Origin of the sequence: Xanthomonas sp. LF02-5, from assembly GCF_034105325.1 — a bacterium.
GTDB lineage: Bacteria > Pseudomonadota > Gammaproteobacteria > Xanthomonadales > Xanthomonadaceae > Xanthomonas_A > Xanthomonas_A sontii.
The window spans coordinates 521,155-538,336 of the sequence record NZ_JAXGGF010000002.1 but is presented as its reverse complement, the minus strand read 5'-3'; the positions used below and the strand labels follow the sequence as shown (position 1 = coordinate 538,336).

Here is a 17,182-nt window from a genome sequence, read left to right as displayed (position 1 = left end):
CATTCATTCAAGCTGACGCCACCTCGCGGCGCGGCTTAACTCGTATGTTGGCGCGCCATGAGAATTGCAGACCACTCGATCGTCTCCTTCCGAATCTTTGGAGATGACCTCGTGCCATCGGAGATCACAAGCCTGCTGGGCTGTGAGCCAACCAAGGCGTTTGCCAAGGGTGATATCCGTGTAGGGGCCAAGACTGGCAACCGCTACGTAGAGAAGATCGGACGATGGAGCTTGGCGGCTGAAGACAGCTACCCCGAAGACATTCCGGCCCAAATCTTCAAGATACTGAGCAAGCTGCCGGAAGACCCGGCCGTTTGGGCCTCGCTTCGGTCACGCTTCACAATGGACTTTTTCTGCGGCGTGTTCATGGGCTCCTCCAACGATGGACTGGAGTTCTGCCCGGAGGTGCTCGGAGCACTTTCGCGCCGCGGCATCTCGCTCAGCCTGGATATCTATGACGCGTCCGATGATTGACGTGCAGGGGACGCATGCCTACGGTGTGCGGCCTGACAACGCGCTCAACCCTGACGTACCACGGAAACGGGATCGGCGCACTTGTCTTGGAATTGCAGACTGGTTCTTGTTCTATTGAACGCAAAGCCAGTAAACACGGCCCGCCCTCGATGAAGCGCGGAAGACGCATACGTGACGACGACAGCTGACGACCTCAAAGCTCAACTCGCCCGCCCGGGTGTCATCCTGGAGATCGGGGGATTCCGGCCGCCCGACGATCCCCTGGCAAGTTGGTTCGGTCGCGTGAACGTCTGCGCGCCGGGCGAGACATGGCCGGAGACGGCGGGACGGCCGATGCATGCGCTGTGTCAGATCAATGTCAGCGAACTGCCGCTGCGGCCGGCGCGCCTCGCGGATATCGCACTGATTGCGGTGTTCATCGGTCCCGATGCGCTCCCGGTCGATACGCCCAACGGGGAAGGGTGGTGTCTGCGGGCGTACAAGCGGCTCGATGGACTGGTGCCACTGGCGCGACGGCACACCGATTCGCCGATCAACGCATTTCCGATGCGGCCGCATGTCTTTCATGACGACTACCCGTGCTGGGAGGATGCGCCGATGGATCTGCCAGCAGATATCGAAGCGCACTACCACGATCTCTTCCGGAACCTGGATGGCTTCAAGCTGGGAGGATGGCCGACGCTGATCCAGGCCGAGATCTTCTGGGCGCCCTTCAAACGCCATCCCGCATCGCCGGAGTTCGTCTTTCAGATCGACTCCACGGACAAGGGCCGCTGGATGTGGGGCGACGGCGGCGTTGGCTACTTCGGCCGCGGAACAGCACCAGGAAAAGAAGACGAGTGGGCGCTTGCGTGGCAGTGCTACTAGCGGCGCCCGGCGGAGAAGGCTGCGGGACCAGGTGCGCAGTTGATCGAGTGATGCATCAAGCGAAGTCCTAGCAAGACTGCGCGCTATTGTGCGCAGTGCGCCGACAGGTCTACTCTGATCCAGCTGTCTGGTCGATCACATTAGGGGGTGTGATATGAAGTGTGGACTGCTGTCGTTGATCCTGCTGGCGGGCCTTGTGGCATGTCACTCCGCGCCGTCGCCGAGGCCGGCCGTCGCACATGGGGATGGCGCATCGCCGGACCGCCCCGTCGATCTGTCTGCGGCGCATAGCGAAGGCGCGGGCATCGCCGCGCAACGCACATGGCTCGATCAGCACTACCCCGGCGCGCGCATCAAATCGCAGTCGCTATTGTTCGAGCCGTCGGCCATGGACCTCATCACGATCGTGCTGCCCTACGGCGAGGAGCGCGAGGTCTACTTCGACATTTCGTCCTACTTTGGGAAGTGGTGAGCGGTGCGATGCATGGCATGCAGGCACTTGTGATCGGATTCCTGGCGCTGGTTGCGTGTGCCGGAGCGGCCTTCGTCGTGGTGGTCGTCTTCCCATCCAGCCTGACGTTGTGCTCACGTCGACCACGACCTTCCTATGCCTGCTTTGCGTCGACTGGTTCCTGCGGGATGGATTGGGACCGGACGCGGTCACATCGCAGGGAATGGAGGCGGCCTCGCGTGTCGCCTCCAGTGCGTGGTTTCCGGCCTTGTGTTGGGTTCTTCTCAACGGTTCGGCCCATCTGGTCTATCGATCGAGACGCAGGAAGCGTGGAGAACGCACCGCACTGGCCGACATGCGCTCCGGGTGAAGCGTGGCGACTAGCTCGCCTTACATCGGTGCCGAGTCGCGAAGCCGATCGCTTCGCGACTCGGTTCAATTAGTGGGATGACACATGCAAATAATCCGCATTGCCGCACTAAAGAGTTTGATGCTCTTCGCCGCCGTGCTGGTGGCAGTTCCGGCACAGTCGATGTCGCTTGATTGGCGAACGGTCTACTTCAAAAAAGGACATCCACTTGTAGGGGAGAACCTTGAGGACTCCATGGATAACGCGAGTGGATCTCAACTCGAGAATCTACAGGTGAATGTCTCGATCATGAAGGAGTATCCGAACGTCGCCTATGACTTGATGGGGAGGGCGAACGCAACTGAGTGCAGCCCTACCTCGTGCATGATGTTGTCGGCACGTCGCGCCGAACTGGTCTATGACTATCTGTTGGAGCAGGGCATTCCCGCTTGCCAGATCAAGACCATCGTCGCCGCCGGCACCAGCAGTCCGATTGCGCGACCGCAGGATGATGCGCCCCCTGACAGGGCAGTGCACCTGTTGGTGACGCTCGGCAAGACTTGCTGATGCAATGAGACATCTCTGACGGGATCAACTGGACCATTGACGCATCTAGTTCGCCCGTCTTGAATCATGGTCGGCGAGGCGAGGCTAACTCCTACTCCATCGCGGACCGATCTAGGCACCCCACAGCATGCATCGACGTATCCAGGCCCTGGGAGCCGCGACCATCGTGGCGTGTGTCGCCGGATTCATGCTCGTCGGCTATTCGCCGATGCCGTGTGCCTGCGAGACGCCATGGCAGCTGGTGTATGCCGCGTCCGGTTTGCCGTTCGACCGTCCCTATCGGACCTATGACGCGGAGCAGCTGCAACGTGGCCTTGACCGCCATCTTGCAGGATCGACTGTCGCAGGTTCGAGCGACTACTTCTTCGACGCCTGCCAGGAAACGGCACCCCGGCGGCGGCGATGCGTCATCGCCACCGAAGAGTCGCTGCTGCGAAAGTCGGGCTACGTGATCGAGATGGAAACGGACGCGAAGGGAAGGCTCGAACGCACCCACGTAACGACCTACTCGGCGTGGCGCTAGCGGTTCCACCGCGGAAAAAAGATCGCATGCGGCGACGATGCGTGTCATCTGAGAATTCTTGGTGTCCGATACCTTGAGAGCCGCCACGGAAAAGTCATGCAACAATGCGCCTCAGCTACTGGAGAGAAAGTATGAAAAAGCATCTCGCCGTACTGCTGCTGATCGTGGGCCTGGTCTGTAGCGCGCCCGTGTACGCCCAATCTTCCAAGTCGCCCTTGCTCGGCAAATGGGTACTCGATGTCGCGAGCATGTCGGCGCCGCCCGCGCAGCGGCCAAAGAGCGCCTCGCTCACCTACAGCGATGTGGGCAAGGGCAAGTGGCAGACGAATGCCGATATCGTCGGCGGCGATGGGCATGACATCCACGCCGTCGCCATCTATCCGCTCGACGGAACCGCAGCCCCAAGCAAAGGCTACCCGACGGTCGACACCACGGCCGTATGGCTGCCGGCGCCGAACGTGATGGTCGCCGCGTTCTACTTGAAGGGAATGCCACGCACGACGCGTACCTACACCGTCGCCCCTGACGGCAAGACGATGACAGAAACCGTGGTCTGGTTGAACATCAACGGCGAGCCGGCGATCACGATGAATCGCTTCAACCGCGCGGAGCAGCAATGACGTGTTGGTGGCGTTTGCCGTAGCGCTGCGCTGGCGGTTGCGGCACAAGGCCGAGCAATAATTTAGGCCACGTACGGCCACGACGACCACCTCCAGGAAATGCGCCAAGAGTAGGCGACCGGCGCGCTTGCACTGATCCGAAATTAGGGGTCAGAGTGCACTTTTCTTGTGTGCTATACCTTTATAGTTCACCCTGACCCTAGTTTTAACATGCCAATTTCATGGCAACCCAAACCTGGACAAAGAAAGAATACGTGGAGTGCCTGAAGCACGAATGCCACTTGTTCGCGCGGGTTCTTAGCTCTTACGGGTCGTACTCACCGGCGGACGCTGACGACGCGGCAGTTGCATGCTATCCATACGAGGAGCCAAATGATCTACACGGGCTAATCTTTCATGACGAGGCATGGCATTGGGCCATGCTTCGCATCCACGGAGAAGCTCACTGGCTTGCCAATCCTCAGCTTGAGTCTCCGCCGCAGGAATACCTTGATGCATCATCGTCGCTGGAGCCGAACAGTGGCCCCCAACAGTTCACTCAAGCCGACGCCGAAGTCGCTGCGTGGGTCCGCTTAGTTCAAGCGCTAGGTGCCACGTCAGATGCTTAGCCAGCTTTGGGGATCATGGCAGTTCAACCTCGGACTCGGCTTGGCTAGCCTCGGCGCTGGGCTGCTGGTAGTGTCGCCTTGCCTGCTCGTCCCGTCTTGGCGTCGCAAGCTTCTTCGGTCGAACTTAGATATCGAGGGCGTCGGTCTCATTGCGCTGACGGTCGCGCTTGTTGCAGTCGGCTGTTACAACTACGTCAGCGCCGGAAACGGCAGCTGACAGTTCCATTCAGGCCGAACCGACTTCGCTGATTGAGATAATTTAAGCGCTAGGTCACATGAAGAAGATTCTCGCAAACCTAGTAACAGTGCTCGGCGTGCTATTCTCGCTGACCGGGCTATTCGGCACGCCATTAGTACTGCATCAGCTTCCGATCTCCTTGATGTTGCCAAGTGATGGAGAGACCTCCCATCAATACCTTCGGGCGGTCCCTGCCGAGCTACCCTGGCCGGAATATCTGCCATACATTTTTATCCTTGTGGGGAGCGCAATGCTTGTTGCCGGCATACGTTTGCGCCTAAAAATTCGTGCACTGCGGCGTAACTAGTTATTCAAGCGGAAGCTGCCTCGCGGTTCGGTTTAAATCAGGTGTTCGTCCTTATATGTTGAGTTGCGCTAACTGTCGGGAGGTCTGGGAATCGGCTCCAAATGGGTCGTCTCTTTGCGCTCTCATCAACGGCGACATCGGCTGGCTTATGTTCTTGCCTTCGTCTGAAGATCCAGGCTTCAGTTGTCGCAACCCTTCCTATTCCGGACCGCTTGACGAAATGATCGAATACAGGCTCTCCAATGGCCAAGTCGATTTATATCCAGCTTCATGGGCGCTGCCGCTCGCAACGATTGAGCGAGCCTTCGCCTCCTTCCGAGACACGGGAAAGCCACCAACTTTCGTCTGCTGGCACAACGACTCCGGTGATGCTTTAGAACTCTGATCACCGGTCTAGGAAAAAGAGTCAGAGTGCACTTGTCTTGAAGATGCACTCTGACCCCAGTTCTCCGACCCCAGTTCTCCTGCCGACCGCCGTATGTATATCGCACGGCTACTGGCCGGGCTGGCATCGTTGCCGATCCGGAAGCAACTTTCAGGATGGCGGCGTCGAGTCAAGGACGGATTGACTGTGGTCGTCCACTCGGCAAGGATCACTGCAGGCCTAGCCCAGGCGATCGGACACCGATTGGAAACCCATGAGTAAGTACACCTTCGAAATAGAGCATTTTCTGTCCGACCACGAAGTCGCTGCACTCGAGGCAGAGTGTGCGCCTTCGCTGCGGATGCTCAACCTGCGGTACACGCCACACGTGGATCTTTCGCAAGGTCACCTCTTGGACGCGGAGTATCTCGATGTGGTTCGCACGTCCTGGTTGCTGGATGAAGCGAGCGACCGTCCCGAACACTCGATTTTGGTCGAGGGGCTTGGTTTCGCCTTTGGCAAGTTGTTGCAGCAACGCACCACCCTGCGTTGCTGCATGGTCCGCGACAGCTACGGGACTTTCTTCTCGATGGGTCGGCTGGGCCCGAACCCTGCCAAGATTTCTGTTCCTGTCTTCAGTTACGTCGAGAAGCGGGAAACACTGATGAACGGAGAGGTCTTCAGTGATTTCTTCAAGCAAGTCTCATCCGATGCGCTCGGCGCTTGAGCAGACACGGACATGGTCCTTGTAGCTGGAGCATGCCCCGACACTAGGCCGATGCTGGCTAACAAGGCGACGCACTTAAACATGGATATCCGCTCATGACCACCCACCCAAAAGTCCTTTCTCCCGTCGGCTGGTATGTCGGTAGCTACGTGATTCGCTTCGTCGAGCTCGATGTTCTCGGTAACGACGATCCGCAAGAGGAATTCCTCGTATGGGAGAACACGATCATCGCCAGCGCGCCAGATTTTGACGAGGCCTACAGGAAGGTTGTTGCCGTGGCCGAGACGACAACCGACCCCTACAAGGGCGGTCCCGGCGGGGTGCCTGTCCAGTGGGTCTTCGAAGGTGTCACGCAACTCCTGCCGATCTACGAGTCGCTCGAAGATGGGTCGGAAATCATGTACGAGGAACACGCGTCAATGCGGCTCGATGTGCTGAGACAGCGGGTGATGTCGCTGGATGCTTTGAAGGATCAACTGAATGCATGACGGCGACCTCGAACTGCCACCGGGCCATCAGCGAGGGTGAATTGCCATGGACCGCAGCAAGATCAGGTTCTATTCCGAAAGAGAGCAACAGGACTTTTGTCTCCATTTGTGGCACGAGCTCACCATTGCGGGACGCGCCATCTGGAGCGACGCTAAGCTCGACCAATCGAGCAAGCTGGAGGCGCTGAAGTGGCTGAATGAGATCCAGCATCACGTCTACAACGCTTACCGGCGTAGTGGTGAGGGAACGCTCTCCCCGCTGTTTGAGCGCATTATCACATTCTGCAAAGAGGCAAGGTGCCTGGCGTTTCATGTGCGCGTCGCGCTTGATCGCGCGGTTGCCAAGGTGGCATCCGGTCCCATCAAACCGTCGGTCGACTAGCGATCTGAAAGTTCACGGTCACCTGTCGATGATCGCGGCTGATCCCATGACGTATTGGATTGGCCTTGTGATAAGTGTGATCTCGATGGTGCGCAAGGCGGGCATCATGTGGTCACGCGTGGCTCAAGAACATGCCATATCCGTCCCATACCCAGGCGCTTCTTGCTTGTCGACCACGAGCTTTCAGGAGCTCCGTATGCGATTCATCCTCGTCACTAGCAGGATCGACCTGACCTACACCGATCCAGGCGATCCCTCGCTTCCACCGAGCTTCAAGCTAAGGGGAGCAGGGCCGGACACGACCTTGACCATGCGCGGTAGGATGTACAAGGGCAAACTAAGTTGTCGGGCATGGTGAGCCATCCGCGACCGCCTGGTCGTCAACCAGCGCTGTGCCGCTGAGCTGAAGGCTGGGACTGGCGCCTCTCTGAACCAGGAACCTGTTGGCGGCCTGTGCGCACTGGGCGGTCGTTTGGAGAAGCCGTAGTGAAGAGTATGGATTGGAGTCACGTGGTTCCTCCCTATAGACTGGAATTTATCCAACCCAACGACAGTTCGTGCGGATCGACTCAAAAGAGGCAACTTGCAACATGAAAAGGGTCTCTCTACTCGCCGTGTTGGCGCTCAGCGTGTTGCCACCCGCCGTCGATGCCAAAGACCTCTTCGCCAAAGATCGCTGCAAGGCCGCGTACGATTATCACTTCCTCAATAGGGCCGTGGCGTTCGAGGATTGGACAGGGGTAGAAATTTTGCTTGAAGGAGGCGCAGACCCAAACGGCCGTGGCTATGCGCAGATCACGGAGTGCGTTGGCCTTCCAGGCGAGTTCAGCTCCCCACTCGCACTGGCAGTGAGGAATGGCAACGCCGACCTCGTTCGCTTGCTACTGAAATATGGGGCAGATCCTAATCTTCCGGAAGGAGAGTCGGTGACCCCAACGGGAATTGCACGCGGCATGGCTTCTCCGGCCATCCTGCAACTGCTGCTTGAGCATGGCGGAAGATAGGCGCAGTGCCTTGTTCGTGCGAGATCGCATCAATCTGCCGCTAACGGACGCATGACCACATTCCAATTCCAACCACGCTGGAAGGAAGAACTCGTCTGCACCGGCCCGGGCGGGGAGTTCGTACTGGATTTCCCGATGGGCGTGCCGACGGTCTACGTGCCCACCGAGCATGCCTGGGCGCAGAGTGCACCTGCGTGGGCGCGCGAGCTGTGGCCGGTGTTCAAGGCCGAGCTGGAAGCCTGGTGCCAGGCGCGCGACGTGCAGTTCTTCCTGGATGGATCGGCCAAGTGCTATGGCTCCATCGCCAAGGTCTAGGTGAACACGCTGACAGCAGGTGGATGCGCCTGGCTTGGTATCCTGGCGCGCCATCGCAGAAAGGTTTCCAATGAGCCAGAGTGCAGAGCGCGCCGACGCGACGAACGTCCTGCTGTATTACTTAATCGTGCCGGAATCGCACGAGGTGCTCGGCCCCTGGGCGGACGCGTTCCCGGCGTATACCGTCGTGGTCGGCTACTCGAGTCTCGGCCACTTCTTTCTGCACGACCCGGCCAGCCAGGAGTACGCGGTGCTGCATCCGTTCAAGGCTGCCGGCAAGTCGTATGGCGCACATGCGTCCACAGCGGCGTTCGAGGCGGCCATCCTGCGCGATCTCCGGGCTTCGAGGCGTACGTGTTGTGCGGCGACCACGTGCGGGCGATCGCGGCGCGTCTTGGCCCGTTGAAGCCTGGGCAGATCTACATCCCGCAGCCGTATCCGACGCTGGGCGGAACGGAAGCGCCCGAGACGTACGACAAGGGGGATGTATGGGTCTTTGCGGACCTGGTCGCGCAAAGCGTGGGCTTGTGACGCAAACTGGAATGAAGCCGCGGGATGCGATCTTCTAGCGAGAACCCAGGCGGCACCGGATCACCGCCTGGATCAAACCCCATGCCAGCACCGCAGAGGCCGCGCCTCAGCGCTTCGCCGACTTGCGCCGGTACACGCCATTGAAGCTGACGTTGGCGCCACCGCACTCCAGGTTGTCCGAGGCCACCAGCAGGTCGCCGACTAGCTGCAGGCGGACCTTGCAGTCGTCCTGGCTGAGTTCAAGCCGATTGCCTTCGGGAAAGCCGCGCGCGGTGACGGCGCCAAGGTGCGGCCCACCAGGCGCTTGATCTGGGGTCGGGTTGGCGCTGGGCCAGTAGGCATCGCCGTTGGCGGTGATGGTGCCGTCGCCGTTGGCGATCAGTTGCAGTTCGTTGTCGCCGTCGTGCCACTGGCCGACCCAGGCCTGCGGCTTCGGTGCGGCCGTCGCCGGCAGCGGCTGCACGCTCGACGCTGCCACCCAACCGGCGCTGCCGCCGACCTTGTTGGGGTAGAACGCGCAGACGAAGCCGCCCTGGCGCTGCGCCAGGATCACGGTGTCGTCCTTGACCACATAGGCGCGCTGCCGGCACGCGGCCTCGCCCTTGGCCGGGCAACCGTCGTCGTCGTTGAGCAGGTACAGGCGCGGCACTGCGACCTTGGCGAGCGAGAACCCGGCCGTACTCATGGGGAAGCCGCCGTTGCGGCACATTGCCGTGTCCTCGTCCGGCGCCGCGTAGGCCAGTGCGGGAACCGCCAACAAGGCGAGCAGCCAGGTCTTGTGCATCACAGTCGCTCCAGAGGTGGGGCAATAGTGTGGTGCATGCCGGGTGAACCGGTGGCGAGCGAATCAGTAGGTGAGGACATCATGCTGCCCGCTGGACACCGTCGCTGTGGTGCGTGGCGTGGCCTCCGTAACCCATGCGCGCCGGCCAGCCGCAGCGACGCCGAGGAACACCTCGACCAGTAAGGTGGCTGCCATCAGGCACGCCGTGGGGATACCTTGCCGCGGTCCAGATTTCAGAGGGTGGTGGAATGGCAGTGAAGTACCGGGCGGGCGATGTCTTCGCGATCCCGTCGGATGCTGGAACGTACGCGCCTGCCAAGTGCTGTGGGCGCCGCGGGGCGACTATCGCAAGGTGGTCGGCTTCTGTGTGCTGGAACAGCAGGCATCGGAACCGACGCTTGGCGCGTCGCCGACACGGCCGCTGCCGGTGCGCGATGGCGACAAGGACATCCGGTTGCTGTTCACCGGCACCCAGAAACTCAGGAGCGGCGAATGGCAGATCGTCGGCCGCGCGCCGCTGCCCCAAGACGCCGGGGAGTTGCTGACATTCCACATCGCCGGCGCCCTGCACGAAGACGACACCTTCGCGCGGATGCTGTCGGTGGACGAGTACGCGCGCTATCCGTCGATGTCGGTGCTCGGATTCGAGCTGGTGCAGCGGCTGCTGAGCGACAGCCGGTGATCGAGGGCGCCGGCCGTTGACGGACAGTGCCCGCTCGGCGAGCATCGCATGCAGCCTCGGCGCAGGGGCGAGGCCAACGCCGCACATCACTTCTGTCTGGATCAGGTGACACCATGCCCGCAAGCCTGTTGACCGAGGTCGTCCTGCGCCCGCTGGTCGAGATCGTCCTCTACGGTCTGTGCTATGTCGTCGGCATGCTCGTGGTACCGACGTTCTCGTTCGGTTACTACAGTGTCGAACCGTGGAGCAGCAAACGGCGCAGCAAATCCGGCAAGCGCAGCGCGTACCTGGCCCCACGCGTGGTCTCGGCCGACGCGGCGGCCTTCTGGGGCGGGTTTGCCCTGGTGGGCTTGGGGCTGTTGGGCTATGCGCTGTGGCAGGCAGCGGGCAGCTAAGGCCAAGGCTGGGGCACGGCAAAGTAGTGGGTTGCCCAGGAGAGCAGCCATGATGCGTTCCGTGGCGCCGTCCTCATCCAGGCGCGACATGCGTGACGCAAATCCGATTGGGGCCTGGCTGAGCACGCGGCATCGAGAATCTCGCTGTCTTGTTTTGCCTGCCACTGCTTCATCCATACCAACGTTGCTCTATGAAGGTTTACGCGATGGCAAAGGATCTCTACTGCTGGCGCCTCTCCATCTATGGTCCTCCGTGTCACGTCTGCGGAAAGCCACTGCGAACCCCGCGGGCGAAGCTCTGTGCCGCGTGTGGCAGGAGCGTCTCTACCTGATGTGCCTCGCTGCATGCGGATGGATCGGGACCAGCCAACACACGCGGGCGCATATCGGTGACAAGGGAGCAAAGAATGCGAGATCCAGAAAGAATTGATGGCGTGCTCGCCGCGGTGAGGGAGGCATGGCAGCGCGATCCCGACCTGCGTCTGGGTCAGTTGATGATGATTGCGGTAAAGCCAGAATTGCCGTGTCGGGAGATGTTCTACATCGAAGACGACGCATTGTTGCGACGTCTGCGGAATGATGTGGATGTGCGCTACTTCGCATCGGCCCGCCGTCCGGACGAAATGCTGACGTTGCGTCGCGCGGTCAGCGAGGTGCTGCACTACATCTGGGACCCTATCGGCATCGCAGGGACCCCGCAGGCACGCGACGAGTACGATGGCTATGTCGAGCCGATCTGCAGTCTTCTCTGGCAAGGCGCAGAGCATCCGGTGCTGGTTCGTCATCTTGTGCAGCTCAGCGAGCAGCGGATGGAACTCCCCGGGATGGAGCAACAAGCCGAACGGGCTGCACACAGATTGCTGCAATGGCGTGAGATCGCGACACGCTGAATAAGGAGCGCCAAGCGCCACGTTAGGGCATGACGGTGCCGCCGCGGCAGGCTCCTCTAGCCAACCCTTTACCTGGCCTGCGCCTCGCCCTGCCGCAAGGTCGCCGACGTGTGGCTCACCGCCGCGATCGGTCGCTGGGCGTCTTTGGGCGCATGCGCCTGTCTACGGCGGATGCGATGAGTTGTCATGCAGGCATGCTGCAATGGATCTGGCCGGTTGCGGCACCATGGTGTCCGGCGCTGGTCGCTGGGTGCTGCGAGTGGCGTGTCTGCGTGCCGCAGGCGCGTGCGTAGGCCGCACGAGCCACATGACGTGCCGCACCGCTGTCCACCTGGACCGCCGCGCGTGCGTTACCCTCCGGGACCGCCCATCCGCGCTTGCGCGCCATGACGCAGCCGCGCCGATGCGCGCGTCCGCCCCCCGATCGTTCGAGAGTCAAGCTGCCGCATGCATCCTGTCATCCATTTCCGCTCCCGTCTGCTCGAGGTGAGCGCCGAGCCGGAGAATCCGATCAATCCGATCCGCGGCAGCTCGCTGCTGGACTGGCTGCGCGTGCGTGTGGGCGACGCCATGGTCCTGTCCGAGCCGGACCCGGAGGACTGGGGCTGGGCCTCCGAAGCGGAATGCCAGGGGCGCACCTATCTGGTCGGCGCCTACGCCGAGGAAGAGGTCGATGGCAACCATACCTGGATGCTGCAGATCGAGAAGGAGCGTTCGTTCTGGGAGCGGCTGCTCGGCCGCCATGCGATGCGCGACGACGATCCGTGCTTTGCGCGGCTGCATGCGCTGATCGCGGCGGAACCGCGGTTCACCGACGTGGTGGTGGAACGCGAACCCTGACCGCCGGTAGGGCTGCGCGACGCGATGGCGCGGACTGCAGCACACGCGCCATCGCGCTTGGGTATGCTCGGCGGTCCCTCTCCATCCGCGTGCCACCATGCCGATCCGTACCCTGTCGCTGTTCCCGTTGCTCCTGATCGGCACCTCGCCCGAGCTGATGGCGGCGCCCAGGCATTGCCTGCCGTATGGCCCGACTCAGGTCACCCTGTCCGGTATTCTGGCGCCGTCGCCCACCGACGCCGCCCCGCCTGCTGTCCCGCATACGCATGCGCATACGCATCCGGACGCCGCTGCCGGTGCGGCAGCGACCCAGGAAGAGGTACTGATCCTGCCGCAGCCGCTGTGCGTGGCGGCGTCGGCGGATGGGCGCCAGCCGCGGCACGAGCAGGTGCGCCAGTTGCGGCTGGCGGTCACCGCGGACCAGGCCGCACACCTGCGCGAAGAAGGTGTCGGCCAGGTGGTGAGGGTGACCGGAACCCTCGCGCATGCGCCGATCGGGCCGGATGCACCGCCGCTGCGCTTGAGCGTGCTCGGGGTGGACAGCGACTGAAGGATGCCCTGGTGATGCGCTTTCGCTGCGATTTAGCGGCATGTGTCGTGGCCTTGTAGGAGCGGTTTCAGCCGCAACGGGCATTCCCGGTAAAGCCTGTCGCGGCTGAAGCCGCTCTACGTGGTTGGAGTTCCGGTGAAATCGGATGTCTCCTGTTCCTAGGCATCTGGTTGCTGCGGCCACGCCGGCCGCTGGCGCACGAGGCAGCGCTCGCATTGACGCCGCGCAGCCACTGGTCGAGGATCGCCATGCCGCATCTGGCGGCCCAAGGTGGCAACGATCCATGAGGGGAATGCGCGTTCTGTGTGCGATAAGTTTGTGGCTGAGCGCGTTCGCCGCCATCGCGGGCGAGTCGCCGGTGCGCACGGTCCAGACGTTCTATGCCTGGGCGATCGCGCCCAAGCACGCCGATGGCGACGTTGCGCAGGTGCGGCATCTGCTTGGGCGGGAACTGTTCGCGGCGCTGGAGGCGCAGCGCGCCTACGAGGCAGCCTGCGCCAAACTTGTGCCTGCAGACGTCAAGCCGCACATGCTCGACCAGAGCCCATTCTTCCTGTGGCCGGACCAACCGACGGCGCTGGTCTCGACGACCGCGCAAGTCACCGGCGACGCCGCGCAGGTGCGCGCCCGGCTTGCCATCGATGACCAGCAGTGGACGGATACGTTGGTGCTCGGTCGCCAGGACGATCGCTGGGTGATCCTCGACATCGCGTGGCAGGAAGGAACGCTCACCCGACGCCTGGCCGACTTTGCCGCGCAGCGCTGCACGCAATGAAGTCGCCGGCGTAGACGAGGGAAGCGCGATGGATGACGTCGGCAGTCGTACCGCGCTATTGCTGAGCCTGCAGCGCGCCCTGCTCGGTGAGGTGCACCCACAACTGCGGCAGGCCTCGATCGAGGCCGACCAGGCGCGCCGCGTGGTCCGGTTGCGCTTCGAATACGACGGCCCGCCGATGGAAACGCCTCGCGAAAGCTGCTCGTGCGCCGCCACCGAGGTGATCGCGGACTTTCCGGCGAGCTGGGACCTCGAAGAAGTGCATGTCGCCGTGCCGATGCCGGAGCCGCTGCAGCCCCTGCAGCACGTGGCATACCGTCGCGCAGAACCGGACGCTTCGGCCTGAATCACGCCGCTGGCGCGTGGCATCCTGGGTCCTATCGTTCCCCCGTGCCCGCGTCCACCGCCCCGGGAATCGGCGTCGCCGAGGGAAACGCCTCGCGCAGCAGGTGCACGCCCTGCTGTGGCTTGGCCAGTGGCGTCAGGTCCTGGCGGTCGGCGCGCAGTTCGGCGCTGCGGTGCGGGGCGATGGCGTCGCGGCGGGCCTGCAGGTCCGGCTGCAGTTCGCCGTCGCGATGCATGAGGTCCGTAGATGTCCGCTGCGACGGCGTGGCGTGACGTGATGCGGTCACGCATCGTCGCGCCGTGGCCGCCGCGCCGTCATTGCAACGGCGGTGCAACACAGACGACATATCGTGCCGCGCTGCGCCACAGTCTGGCGCATGCCGTCGCGGGCTGCTGCGCAAGCCGAACGGACTCGATTTTGCGCGCTCACAAGGATCCGACATGCTGCATCCCCATCTCTCCCCGCGGCCGCTGACCGCGCGCGCCGCGCCGGCCCGTACCCGCCTGGCGCAGGCCTGCGCCGCCCTGGTGCTGGCCTCGGTCGCCGCCGCCGCCGCCGCGCAGGACAGCGCGCCGTCGCTGGCCGGCAGCGAGACCCGCCCGGCCAATGCCGCCGGCACTGGCGATGCGGCCACCTCGCTGGACACCATCATCGTCACCGCCGAGCACCGCGAGCAGAACCTGCAGGAGGTACCGGTGTCGGTGGGCGTGGTGCAGGGCGAGGCGATGCGCGACTTCACCGCCGGCGGCGACGACACCCTGCTGGCGCTGTCCGGCCGCGTGCCCAGCTTCTACGCCGAAACCACCACCGGCCGCATCTTCCCGCGCTTCTACATCCGCGGCCTGGGCAACATCGACTTCTATCTCGGCGCCTCGCAGCCGGTGTCGATCATCCAGGACGACGTGGTGCTGGAGCACGTGGTGCTGAAGTCCAACCCGGTCTACGACGTGGATCAGGTGGAAGTGCTGCGCGGCCCGCAGGGCTCGCTGTTCGGCCGCAACACCACCGCCGGCATCGTCAAGTTCGACAGCATCAAGCCCAGCGACGACTACACCGGCCGCGTCACCGCCAGCTATGGCAGCTACAACACGGTCTCGGTGGACGGCGGCATCGGCGGCCCGATCAACGACGTGCTGTCGTTCCGCGTGTCCACGCTGTACCAGCACCGCGACGACTGGGTGGACAACACCTACACCGGCCCCAGCGCCGACGGCACGGTCACCCCGAAGAAGGACGCGATGGGCGGCTACGACGACCGCAACGCGCGCCTGCAGCTGCTGCTGAAGCCGAGCGAGAACTTCTCTCTGCTGGGTTCGTTCCATACCCGCGACTACGACGGCACCTCCACCCTGTTCCTGCGCGGCGCGCTGCGCAAGGGCTCGAACAAGCTCGACGTGCCGCGCGACCAGGTGGCCTACGACGAAGCCCACGACAACCCGCAGGCGTACAAGACCCACGGCGCCTCGCTGAAGGCGATCTACGACTTCGGTGGCGTGTCGCTGACCTCGATCAGCGCCTACGAGACCACCTCCGGCTACAGCCGCGGCGACACCGACGGCGGCGCCGCGGCCAACTTCCCGGTCAACGGCGTGCCCAACGGCTACGGCCAGTCGATGGGCCAGGTGCGCGACCTGGACCAGTACACCCAGGAACTGCGCCTGGCCAGCGAAGGCGACGCCCCGCTGCAGTGGCAGGCCGGCGCGTTCTACTTCGACGGCAAGGACACCACCGACTTCTACCAGCGCGCCTATTTCCTGCAGACCGCCGCGCGCAATCCCAACAACTGGGTGCGCCTGCACAACAGCAACACCTCCTGGGCCGGCTTCGGCCAGCTGACCTACAAGGTCACCGACGCGCTGACCCTGACCGCCGGCGTGCGCCAGACCCGCGACAGCAAAGAGACCAAGCTGCTCAAGACCGCCGACACCGCGGCCGGCGTGGTCACCTACAAGGGCCGCCGCGACGTGCGCCTGGCCGACACCCAGCCGAGCTGGGACCTGAGCGCGATGTATGAGATCAACCCGAACGTCAACGTGTATGCGAAGGTCGCGCGCGGTTTCCGTGGCCCGACCATCCAGGGCCGTTCGGCGGTGTTCAACTCCGACTTCACCACCGCGGACTCGGAAACCATCCTGTCGTGGGAAGCCGGCATCAAGAGCAACCTGTTCGACAACCGCCTGCGCCTGAACGTCACCGGCTTCACCTACACCGTCGACGACATCCAGCTCAACGGCAACGACTCCAACGGCAACGGCGTGCTGTTCAACGCCGACAAGGCCAAGGCCTACGGCATGGAAGCGGACCTGGACTGGCGCCCGATCCCCAACCTGTCGCTGACCGCGGGCCTGAGCCTGCTGCACAGCGAGATCCAGGACAAACGCGTGTATGCGCAGGTGTGCGGCCTGAACGGCGTGGTGGTGTGCACGGTGAAGGACCCGACCATCCGCATCGGCAACAACACCTTCGCCCAGATCGACGGCAACCCGCTGCCGAACGCGCCCAAGTACAACGTCAACCTGGCCGCCCGCTACGACATCCCGGTCAACGACGGCGGCGCCTTCTTCGTCGCCACCGACTGGAACAAGCAGGGTTACACCAGCTTCGTGCTGTACGACTCCACCGAGTTCACCTCCAACGGCAACTTCGAGGGCGGCCTCAAGCTGGGTTACACCGGCGACTACGGCGCATGGGAAGTGGCCGCGTTCGCCCGCAACATCACCAACGAGAAGAACCTCAAGGGCGTGATCGAGAACTACATGGCGGCCGTGTACAACGAACCGCGCATCGTCGGCGTCTCGTTCAACCTGCACTGGCACTGATCGCAGCACGTCGTAGCACCACGCCGGCAGCACCTACCGGCACCAGCGGGCGGGAGGGCGACAGTCCTCCCGCCCGTTTACGTTTTCGCAGCAGTAAATAGCCGGTAACTGTAGCCATGGCGATAGCCTTGCTGTTGCTGTTGTCGTGCTGTTGTCGTGCTGTTGCTTGGCGTTGGCTTTTGCTTTTGCCTTGCCGGGTTCCCTTCCGAAGCGGCGGATGGACCGGGGAAAAACCCCGAAGGGGCGGCGCACAGGGACGTGCGCCGTTCGCGGCAGGGGCAGGATG

24 protein-coding genes are annotated in these 17,182 nt (G+C 62.9%); 22 read left to right on the top strand and 2 right to left on the bottom strand.

Annotated features, from left to right (window positions below; genetic code table 11):
- Window positions 1-57 precede the first annotated feature (57 nt).
- The 14 genes from SLW52_RS08420 to SLW52_RS08355 all read left to right on the top strand — a co-directional run bounded on the left by SLW52_RS08420 (window position 58) and on the right by SLW52_RS08355 (window position 8,815).
- Window positions 58-474 carry a DUF4279 domain-containing protein gene (locus SLW52_RS08420; protein WP_320739985.1) on the top strand — a complete coding sequence of 139 codons (417 nt, stop codon included), beginning with the start codon at window positions 58-60 and terminating at the stop codon, window positions 472-474.
- A gap of 171 nt (window positions 475-645) precedes the next feature.
- Window positions 646-1,341 (top strand): DUF1963 domain-containing protein, encoded by a 696-nt coding sequence (locus tag SLW52_RS08415; RefSeq protein ID WP_320739984.1) that lies wholly within the window; start codon window positions 646-648, stop codon window positions 1,339-1,341.
- 175 nt (window positions 1,342-1,516) lie between these two features.
- Window positions 1,517-1,813: a hypothetical protein gene (locus SLW52_RS08410; RefSeq protein ID WP_320739983.1), complete on the top strand. Its 297-nt coding sequence runs from the start codon at window positions 1,517-1,519 to the stop codon at window positions 1,811-1,813.
- Between the two features lie 433 nt (window positions 1,814-2,246).
- Complete coding sequence (locus SLW52_RS08405) at window positions 2,247-2,708, top strand: hypothetical protein (RefSeq protein WP_320739982.1); 462 nt, start codon at window positions 2,247-2,249, stop codon at window positions 2,706-2,708.
- Window positions 2,709-2,835: 127 nt separating this feature from the next.
- Window positions 2,836-3,231, top strand: coding sequence for a hypothetical protein (locus SLW52_RS08400; protein ID WP_295911705.1), 396 nt, complete (start codon window positions 2,836-2,838; stop codon window positions 3,229-3,231).
- 131 nt (window positions 3,232-3,362) lie between these two features.
- Window positions 3,363-3,851 carry a hypothetical protein gene (locus SLW52_RS08395; RefSeq protein ID WP_295911702.1) on the top strand — a complete coding sequence of 163 codons (489 nt, stop codon included), beginning with the start codon at window positions 3,363-3,365 and terminating at the stop codon, window positions 3,849-3,851.
- A gap of 883 nt (window positions 3,852-4,734) precedes the next feature.
- Window positions 4,735-5,004 carry a hypothetical protein gene (locus SLW52_RS08390; protein WP_320739981.1) on the top strand — a complete coding sequence of 90 codons (270 nt, stop codon included), beginning with the start codon at window positions 4,735-4,737 and terminating at the stop codon, window positions 5,002-5,004.
- Window positions 5,005-5,642: 638 nt separating this feature from the next.
- Window positions 5,643-6,095 (top strand): hypothetical protein, encoded by a 453-nt coding sequence (locus SLW52_RS08385; protein WP_320739980.1) that lies wholly within the window; start codon window positions 5,643-5,645, stop codon window positions 6,093-6,095.
- 95 nt (window positions 6,096-6,190) lie between these two features.
- Window positions 6,191-6,583 carry a DUF4288 domain-containing protein gene (locus tag SLW52_RS08380; protein ID WP_320739979.1) on the top strand — a complete coding sequence of 131 codons (393 nt, stop codon included), beginning with the start codon at window positions 6,191-6,193 and terminating at the stop codon, window positions 6,581-6,583.
- Between the two features lie 46 nt (window positions 6,584-6,629).
- Entirely contained in the window at window positions 6,630-6,965 is a 336-nt protein-coding gene (locus SLW52_RS08375) for a hypothetical protein (protein ID WP_320739978.1), read from the top strand.
- A 557-nt stretch (window positions 6,966-7,522) separates the two neighbouring features.
- Window positions 7,523-7,969 (top strand): ankyrin repeat domain-containing protein, encoded by a 447-nt coding sequence (locus tag SLW52_RS08370; RefSeq protein WP_320739976.1) that lies wholly within the window; start codon window positions 7,523-7,525, stop codon window positions 7,967-7,969.
- A gap of 51 nt (window positions 7,970-8,020) precedes the next feature.
- Complete coding sequence (locus tag SLW52_RS08365) at window positions 8,021-8,284, top strand: hypothetical protein (protein ID WP_320739975.1); 264 nt, start codon at window positions 8,021-8,023, stop codon at window positions 8,282-8,284.
- A gap of 70 nt (window positions 8,285-8,354) precedes the next feature.
- Entirely contained in the window at window positions 8,355-8,690 is a 336-nt protein-coding gene (locus tag SLW52_RS08360; RefSeq protein ID WP_320740092.1) for a hypothetical protein, read from the top strand.
- Window positions 8,639-8,815: a T6SS immunity protein Tdi1 domain-containing protein gene (locus SLW52_RS08355; RefSeq protein ID WP_320739974.1), complete on the top strand. Its 177-nt coding sequence runs from the start codon at window positions 8,639-8,641 to the stop codon at window positions 8,813-8,815. Before SLW52_RS08360 ends, SLW52_RS08355 begins: the two co-directional genes overlap by 52 nt.
- A gap of 106 nt (window positions 8,816-8,921) precedes the next feature.
- On the opposite strand, the gene SLW52_RS08350 is transcribed toward SLW52_RS08355, so the two are convergent.
- A complete protein-coding gene (locus SLW52_RS08350) occupies window positions 8,922-9,599 on the bottom strand; it encodes a hypothetical protein (RefSeq protein ID WP_320739973.1) in 678 nt (225 codons plus the stop codon).
- Between the two features lie 319 nt (window positions 9,600-9,918).
- On the opposite strand from SLW52_RS08350, the gene SLW52_RS08345 reads away from it, so the two are divergent.
- From SLW52_RS08345 to SLW52_RS08315, 7 genes are all read left to right on the top strand, one after another.
- Window positions 9,919-10,281 carry a hypothetical protein gene (locus tag SLW52_RS08345; protein ID WP_320739972.1) on the top strand — a complete coding sequence of 121 codons (363 nt, stop codon included), beginning with the start codon at window positions 9,919-9,921 and terminating at the stop codon, window positions 10,279-10,281.
- 113 nt (window positions 10,282-10,394) lie between these two features.
- Complete coding sequence (locus tag SLW52_RS08340; protein WP_320739971.1) at window positions 10,395-10,676, top strand: hypothetical protein; 282 nt, start codon at window positions 10,395-10,397, stop codon at window positions 10,674-10,676.
- Window positions 10,677-11,083: 407 nt separating this feature from the next.
- Window positions 11,084-11,566 (top strand): hypothetical protein, encoded by a 483-nt coding sequence (locus SLW52_RS08335; RefSeq protein WP_320739969.1) that lies wholly within the window; start codon window positions 11,084-11,086, stop codon window positions 11,564-11,566.
- A 447-nt stretch (window positions 11,567-12,013) separates the two neighbouring features.
- Entirely contained in the window at window positions 12,014-12,406 is a 393-nt protein-coding gene (locus SLW52_RS08330; RefSeq protein WP_148828267.1) for a hypothetical protein, read from the top strand.
- Window positions 12,407-12,503: 97 nt separating this feature from the next.
- Window positions 12,504-12,956, top strand: a complete 453-nt coding sequence (locus tag SLW52_RS08325) for a hypothetical protein (protein ID WP_267123441.1) — start codon at window positions 12,504-12,506, stop codon at window positions 12,954-12,956.
- A 283-nt stretch (window positions 12,957-13,239) separates the two neighbouring features.
- Window positions 13,240-13,731, top strand: a complete 492-nt coding sequence (locus tag SLW52_RS08320) for a nuclear transport factor 2 family protein (RefSeq protein ID WP_267123442.1) — start codon at window positions 13,240-13,242, stop codon at window positions 13,729-13,731.
- A 28-nt stretch (window positions 13,732-13,759) separates the two neighbouring features.
- Window positions 13,760-14,077, top strand: a complete 318-nt coding sequence (locus tag SLW52_RS08315; RefSeq protein ID WP_226975198.1) for a hypothetical protein — start codon at window positions 13,760-13,762, stop codon at window positions 14,075-14,077.
- A 31-nt stretch (window positions 14,078-14,108) separates the two neighbouring features.
- Here SLW52_RS08315 and SLW52_RS08310 read toward each other — a convergent pair whose 3' ends face one another.
- Window positions 14,109-14,312, bottom strand: a complete 204-nt coding sequence (locus tag SLW52_RS08310) for a hypothetical protein (RefSeq protein ID WP_267084904.1) — start codon at window positions 14,310-14,312, stop codon at window positions 14,109-14,111.
- Between the two features lie 205 nt (window positions 14,313-14,517).
- On the opposite strand from SLW52_RS08310, the gene SLW52_RS08305 reads away from it, so the two are divergent.
- Window positions 14,518-16,896: a TonB-dependent receptor gene (locus tag SLW52_RS08305; RefSeq protein WP_320739968.1), complete on the top strand. Its 2,379-nt coding sequence runs from the start codon at window positions 14,518-14,520 to the stop codon at window positions 16,894-16,896.
- Window positions 16,897-17,182 lie beyond the last annotated feature (286 nt).

What these genes read in the sequence shown, in the direction of transcription:
- SLW52_RS08340 (WP_320739971.1), top strand. Translation starts at nt 10,395, where the DNA reads ATGCCCGCAAGCCTGTTGACCGAGGTCGTCCTGCGCCCGCTGGTCGAG.
- SLW52_RS08325 (WP_267123441.1), top strand. Translation starts at nt 12,504, where the DNA reads ATGCCGATCCGTACCCTGTCGCTGTTCCCGTTGCTCCTGATCGGCACC.
- SLW52_RS08335 (WP_320739969.1), top strand. Translation starts at nt 11,084, where the DNA reads ATGCGAGATCCAGAAAGAATTGATGGCGTGCTCGCCGCGGTGAGGGAG.
- SLW52_RS08395 (WP_295911702.1), top strand. Translation starts at nt 3,363, where the DNA reads ATGAAAAAGCATCTCGCCGTACTGCTGCTGATCGTGGGCCTGGTCTGT.
- SLW52_RS08375 (WP_320739978.1), top strand. Translation starts at nt 6,630, where the DNA reads ATGGACCGCAGCAAGATCAGGTTCTATTCCGAAAGAGAGCAACAGGAC.
- SLW52_RS08320 (WP_267123442.1), top strand. Translation starts at nt 13,240, where the DNA reads ATGAGGGGAATGCGCGTTCTGTGTGCGATAAGTTTGTGGCTGAGCGCG.
- SLW52_RS08385 (WP_320739980.1), top strand. Translation starts at nt 5,643, where the DNA reads ATGAGTAAGTACACCTTCGAAATAGAGCATTTTCTGTCCGACCACGAA.
- SLW52_RS08360 (WP_320740092.1), top strand. Translation starts at nt 8,355, where the DNA reads ATGAGCCAGAGTGCAGAGCGCGCCGACGCGACGAACGTCCTGCTGTAT.
- SLW52_RS08420 (WP_320739985.1), top strand. Translation starts at nt 58, where the DNA reads ATGAGAATTGCAGACCACTCGATCGTCTCCTTCCGAATCTTTGGAGAT.
- SLW52_RS08365 (WP_320739975.1), top strand. Translation starts at nt 8,021, where the DNA reads ATGACCACATTCCAATTCCAACCACGCTGGAAGGAAGAACTCGTCTGC.
- SLW52_RS08315 (WP_226975198.1), top strand. Translation starts at nt 13,760, where the DNA reads ATGGATGACGTCGGCAGTCGTACCGCGCTATTGCTGAGCCTGCAGCGC.
- SLW52_RS08390 (WP_320739981.1), top strand. Translation starts at nt 4,735, where the DNA reads ATGAAGAAGATTCTCGCAAACCTAGTAACAGTGCTCGGCGTGCTATTC.
- SLW52_RS08305 (WP_320739968.1), top strand. Translation starts at nt 14,518, where the DNA reads ATGCTGCATCCCCATCTCTCCCCGCGGCCGCTGACCGCGCGCGCCGCG.
- SLW52_RS08405 (WP_320739982.1), top strand. Translation starts at nt 2,247, where the DNA reads ATGCAAATAATCCGCATTGCCGCACTAAAGAGTTTGATGCTCTTCGCC.
- SLW52_RS08400 (WP_295911705.1), top strand. Translation starts at nt 2,836, where the DNA reads ATGCATCGACGTATCCAGGCCCTGGGAGCCGCGACCATCGTGGCGTGT.
- SLW52_RS08380 (WP_320739979.1), top strand. Translation starts at nt 6,191, where the DNA reads ATGACCACCCACCCAAAAGTCCTTTCTCCCGTCGGCTGGTATGTCGGT.
- SLW52_RS08330 (WP_148828267.1), top strand. Translation starts at nt 12,014, where the DNA reads ATGCATCCTGTCATCCATTTCCGCTCCCGTCTGCTCGAGGTGAGCGCC.
- SLW52_RS08310 (WP_267084904.1), bottom strand. Translation starts at nt 14,312, where the DNA reads ATGCATCGCGACGGCGAACTGCAGCCGGACCTGCAGGCCCGCCGCGAC.
- SLW52_RS08350 (WP_320739973.1), bottom strand. Translation starts at nt 9,599, where the DNA reads ATGCACAAGACCTGGCTGCTCGCCTTGTTGGCGGTTCCCGCACTGGCC.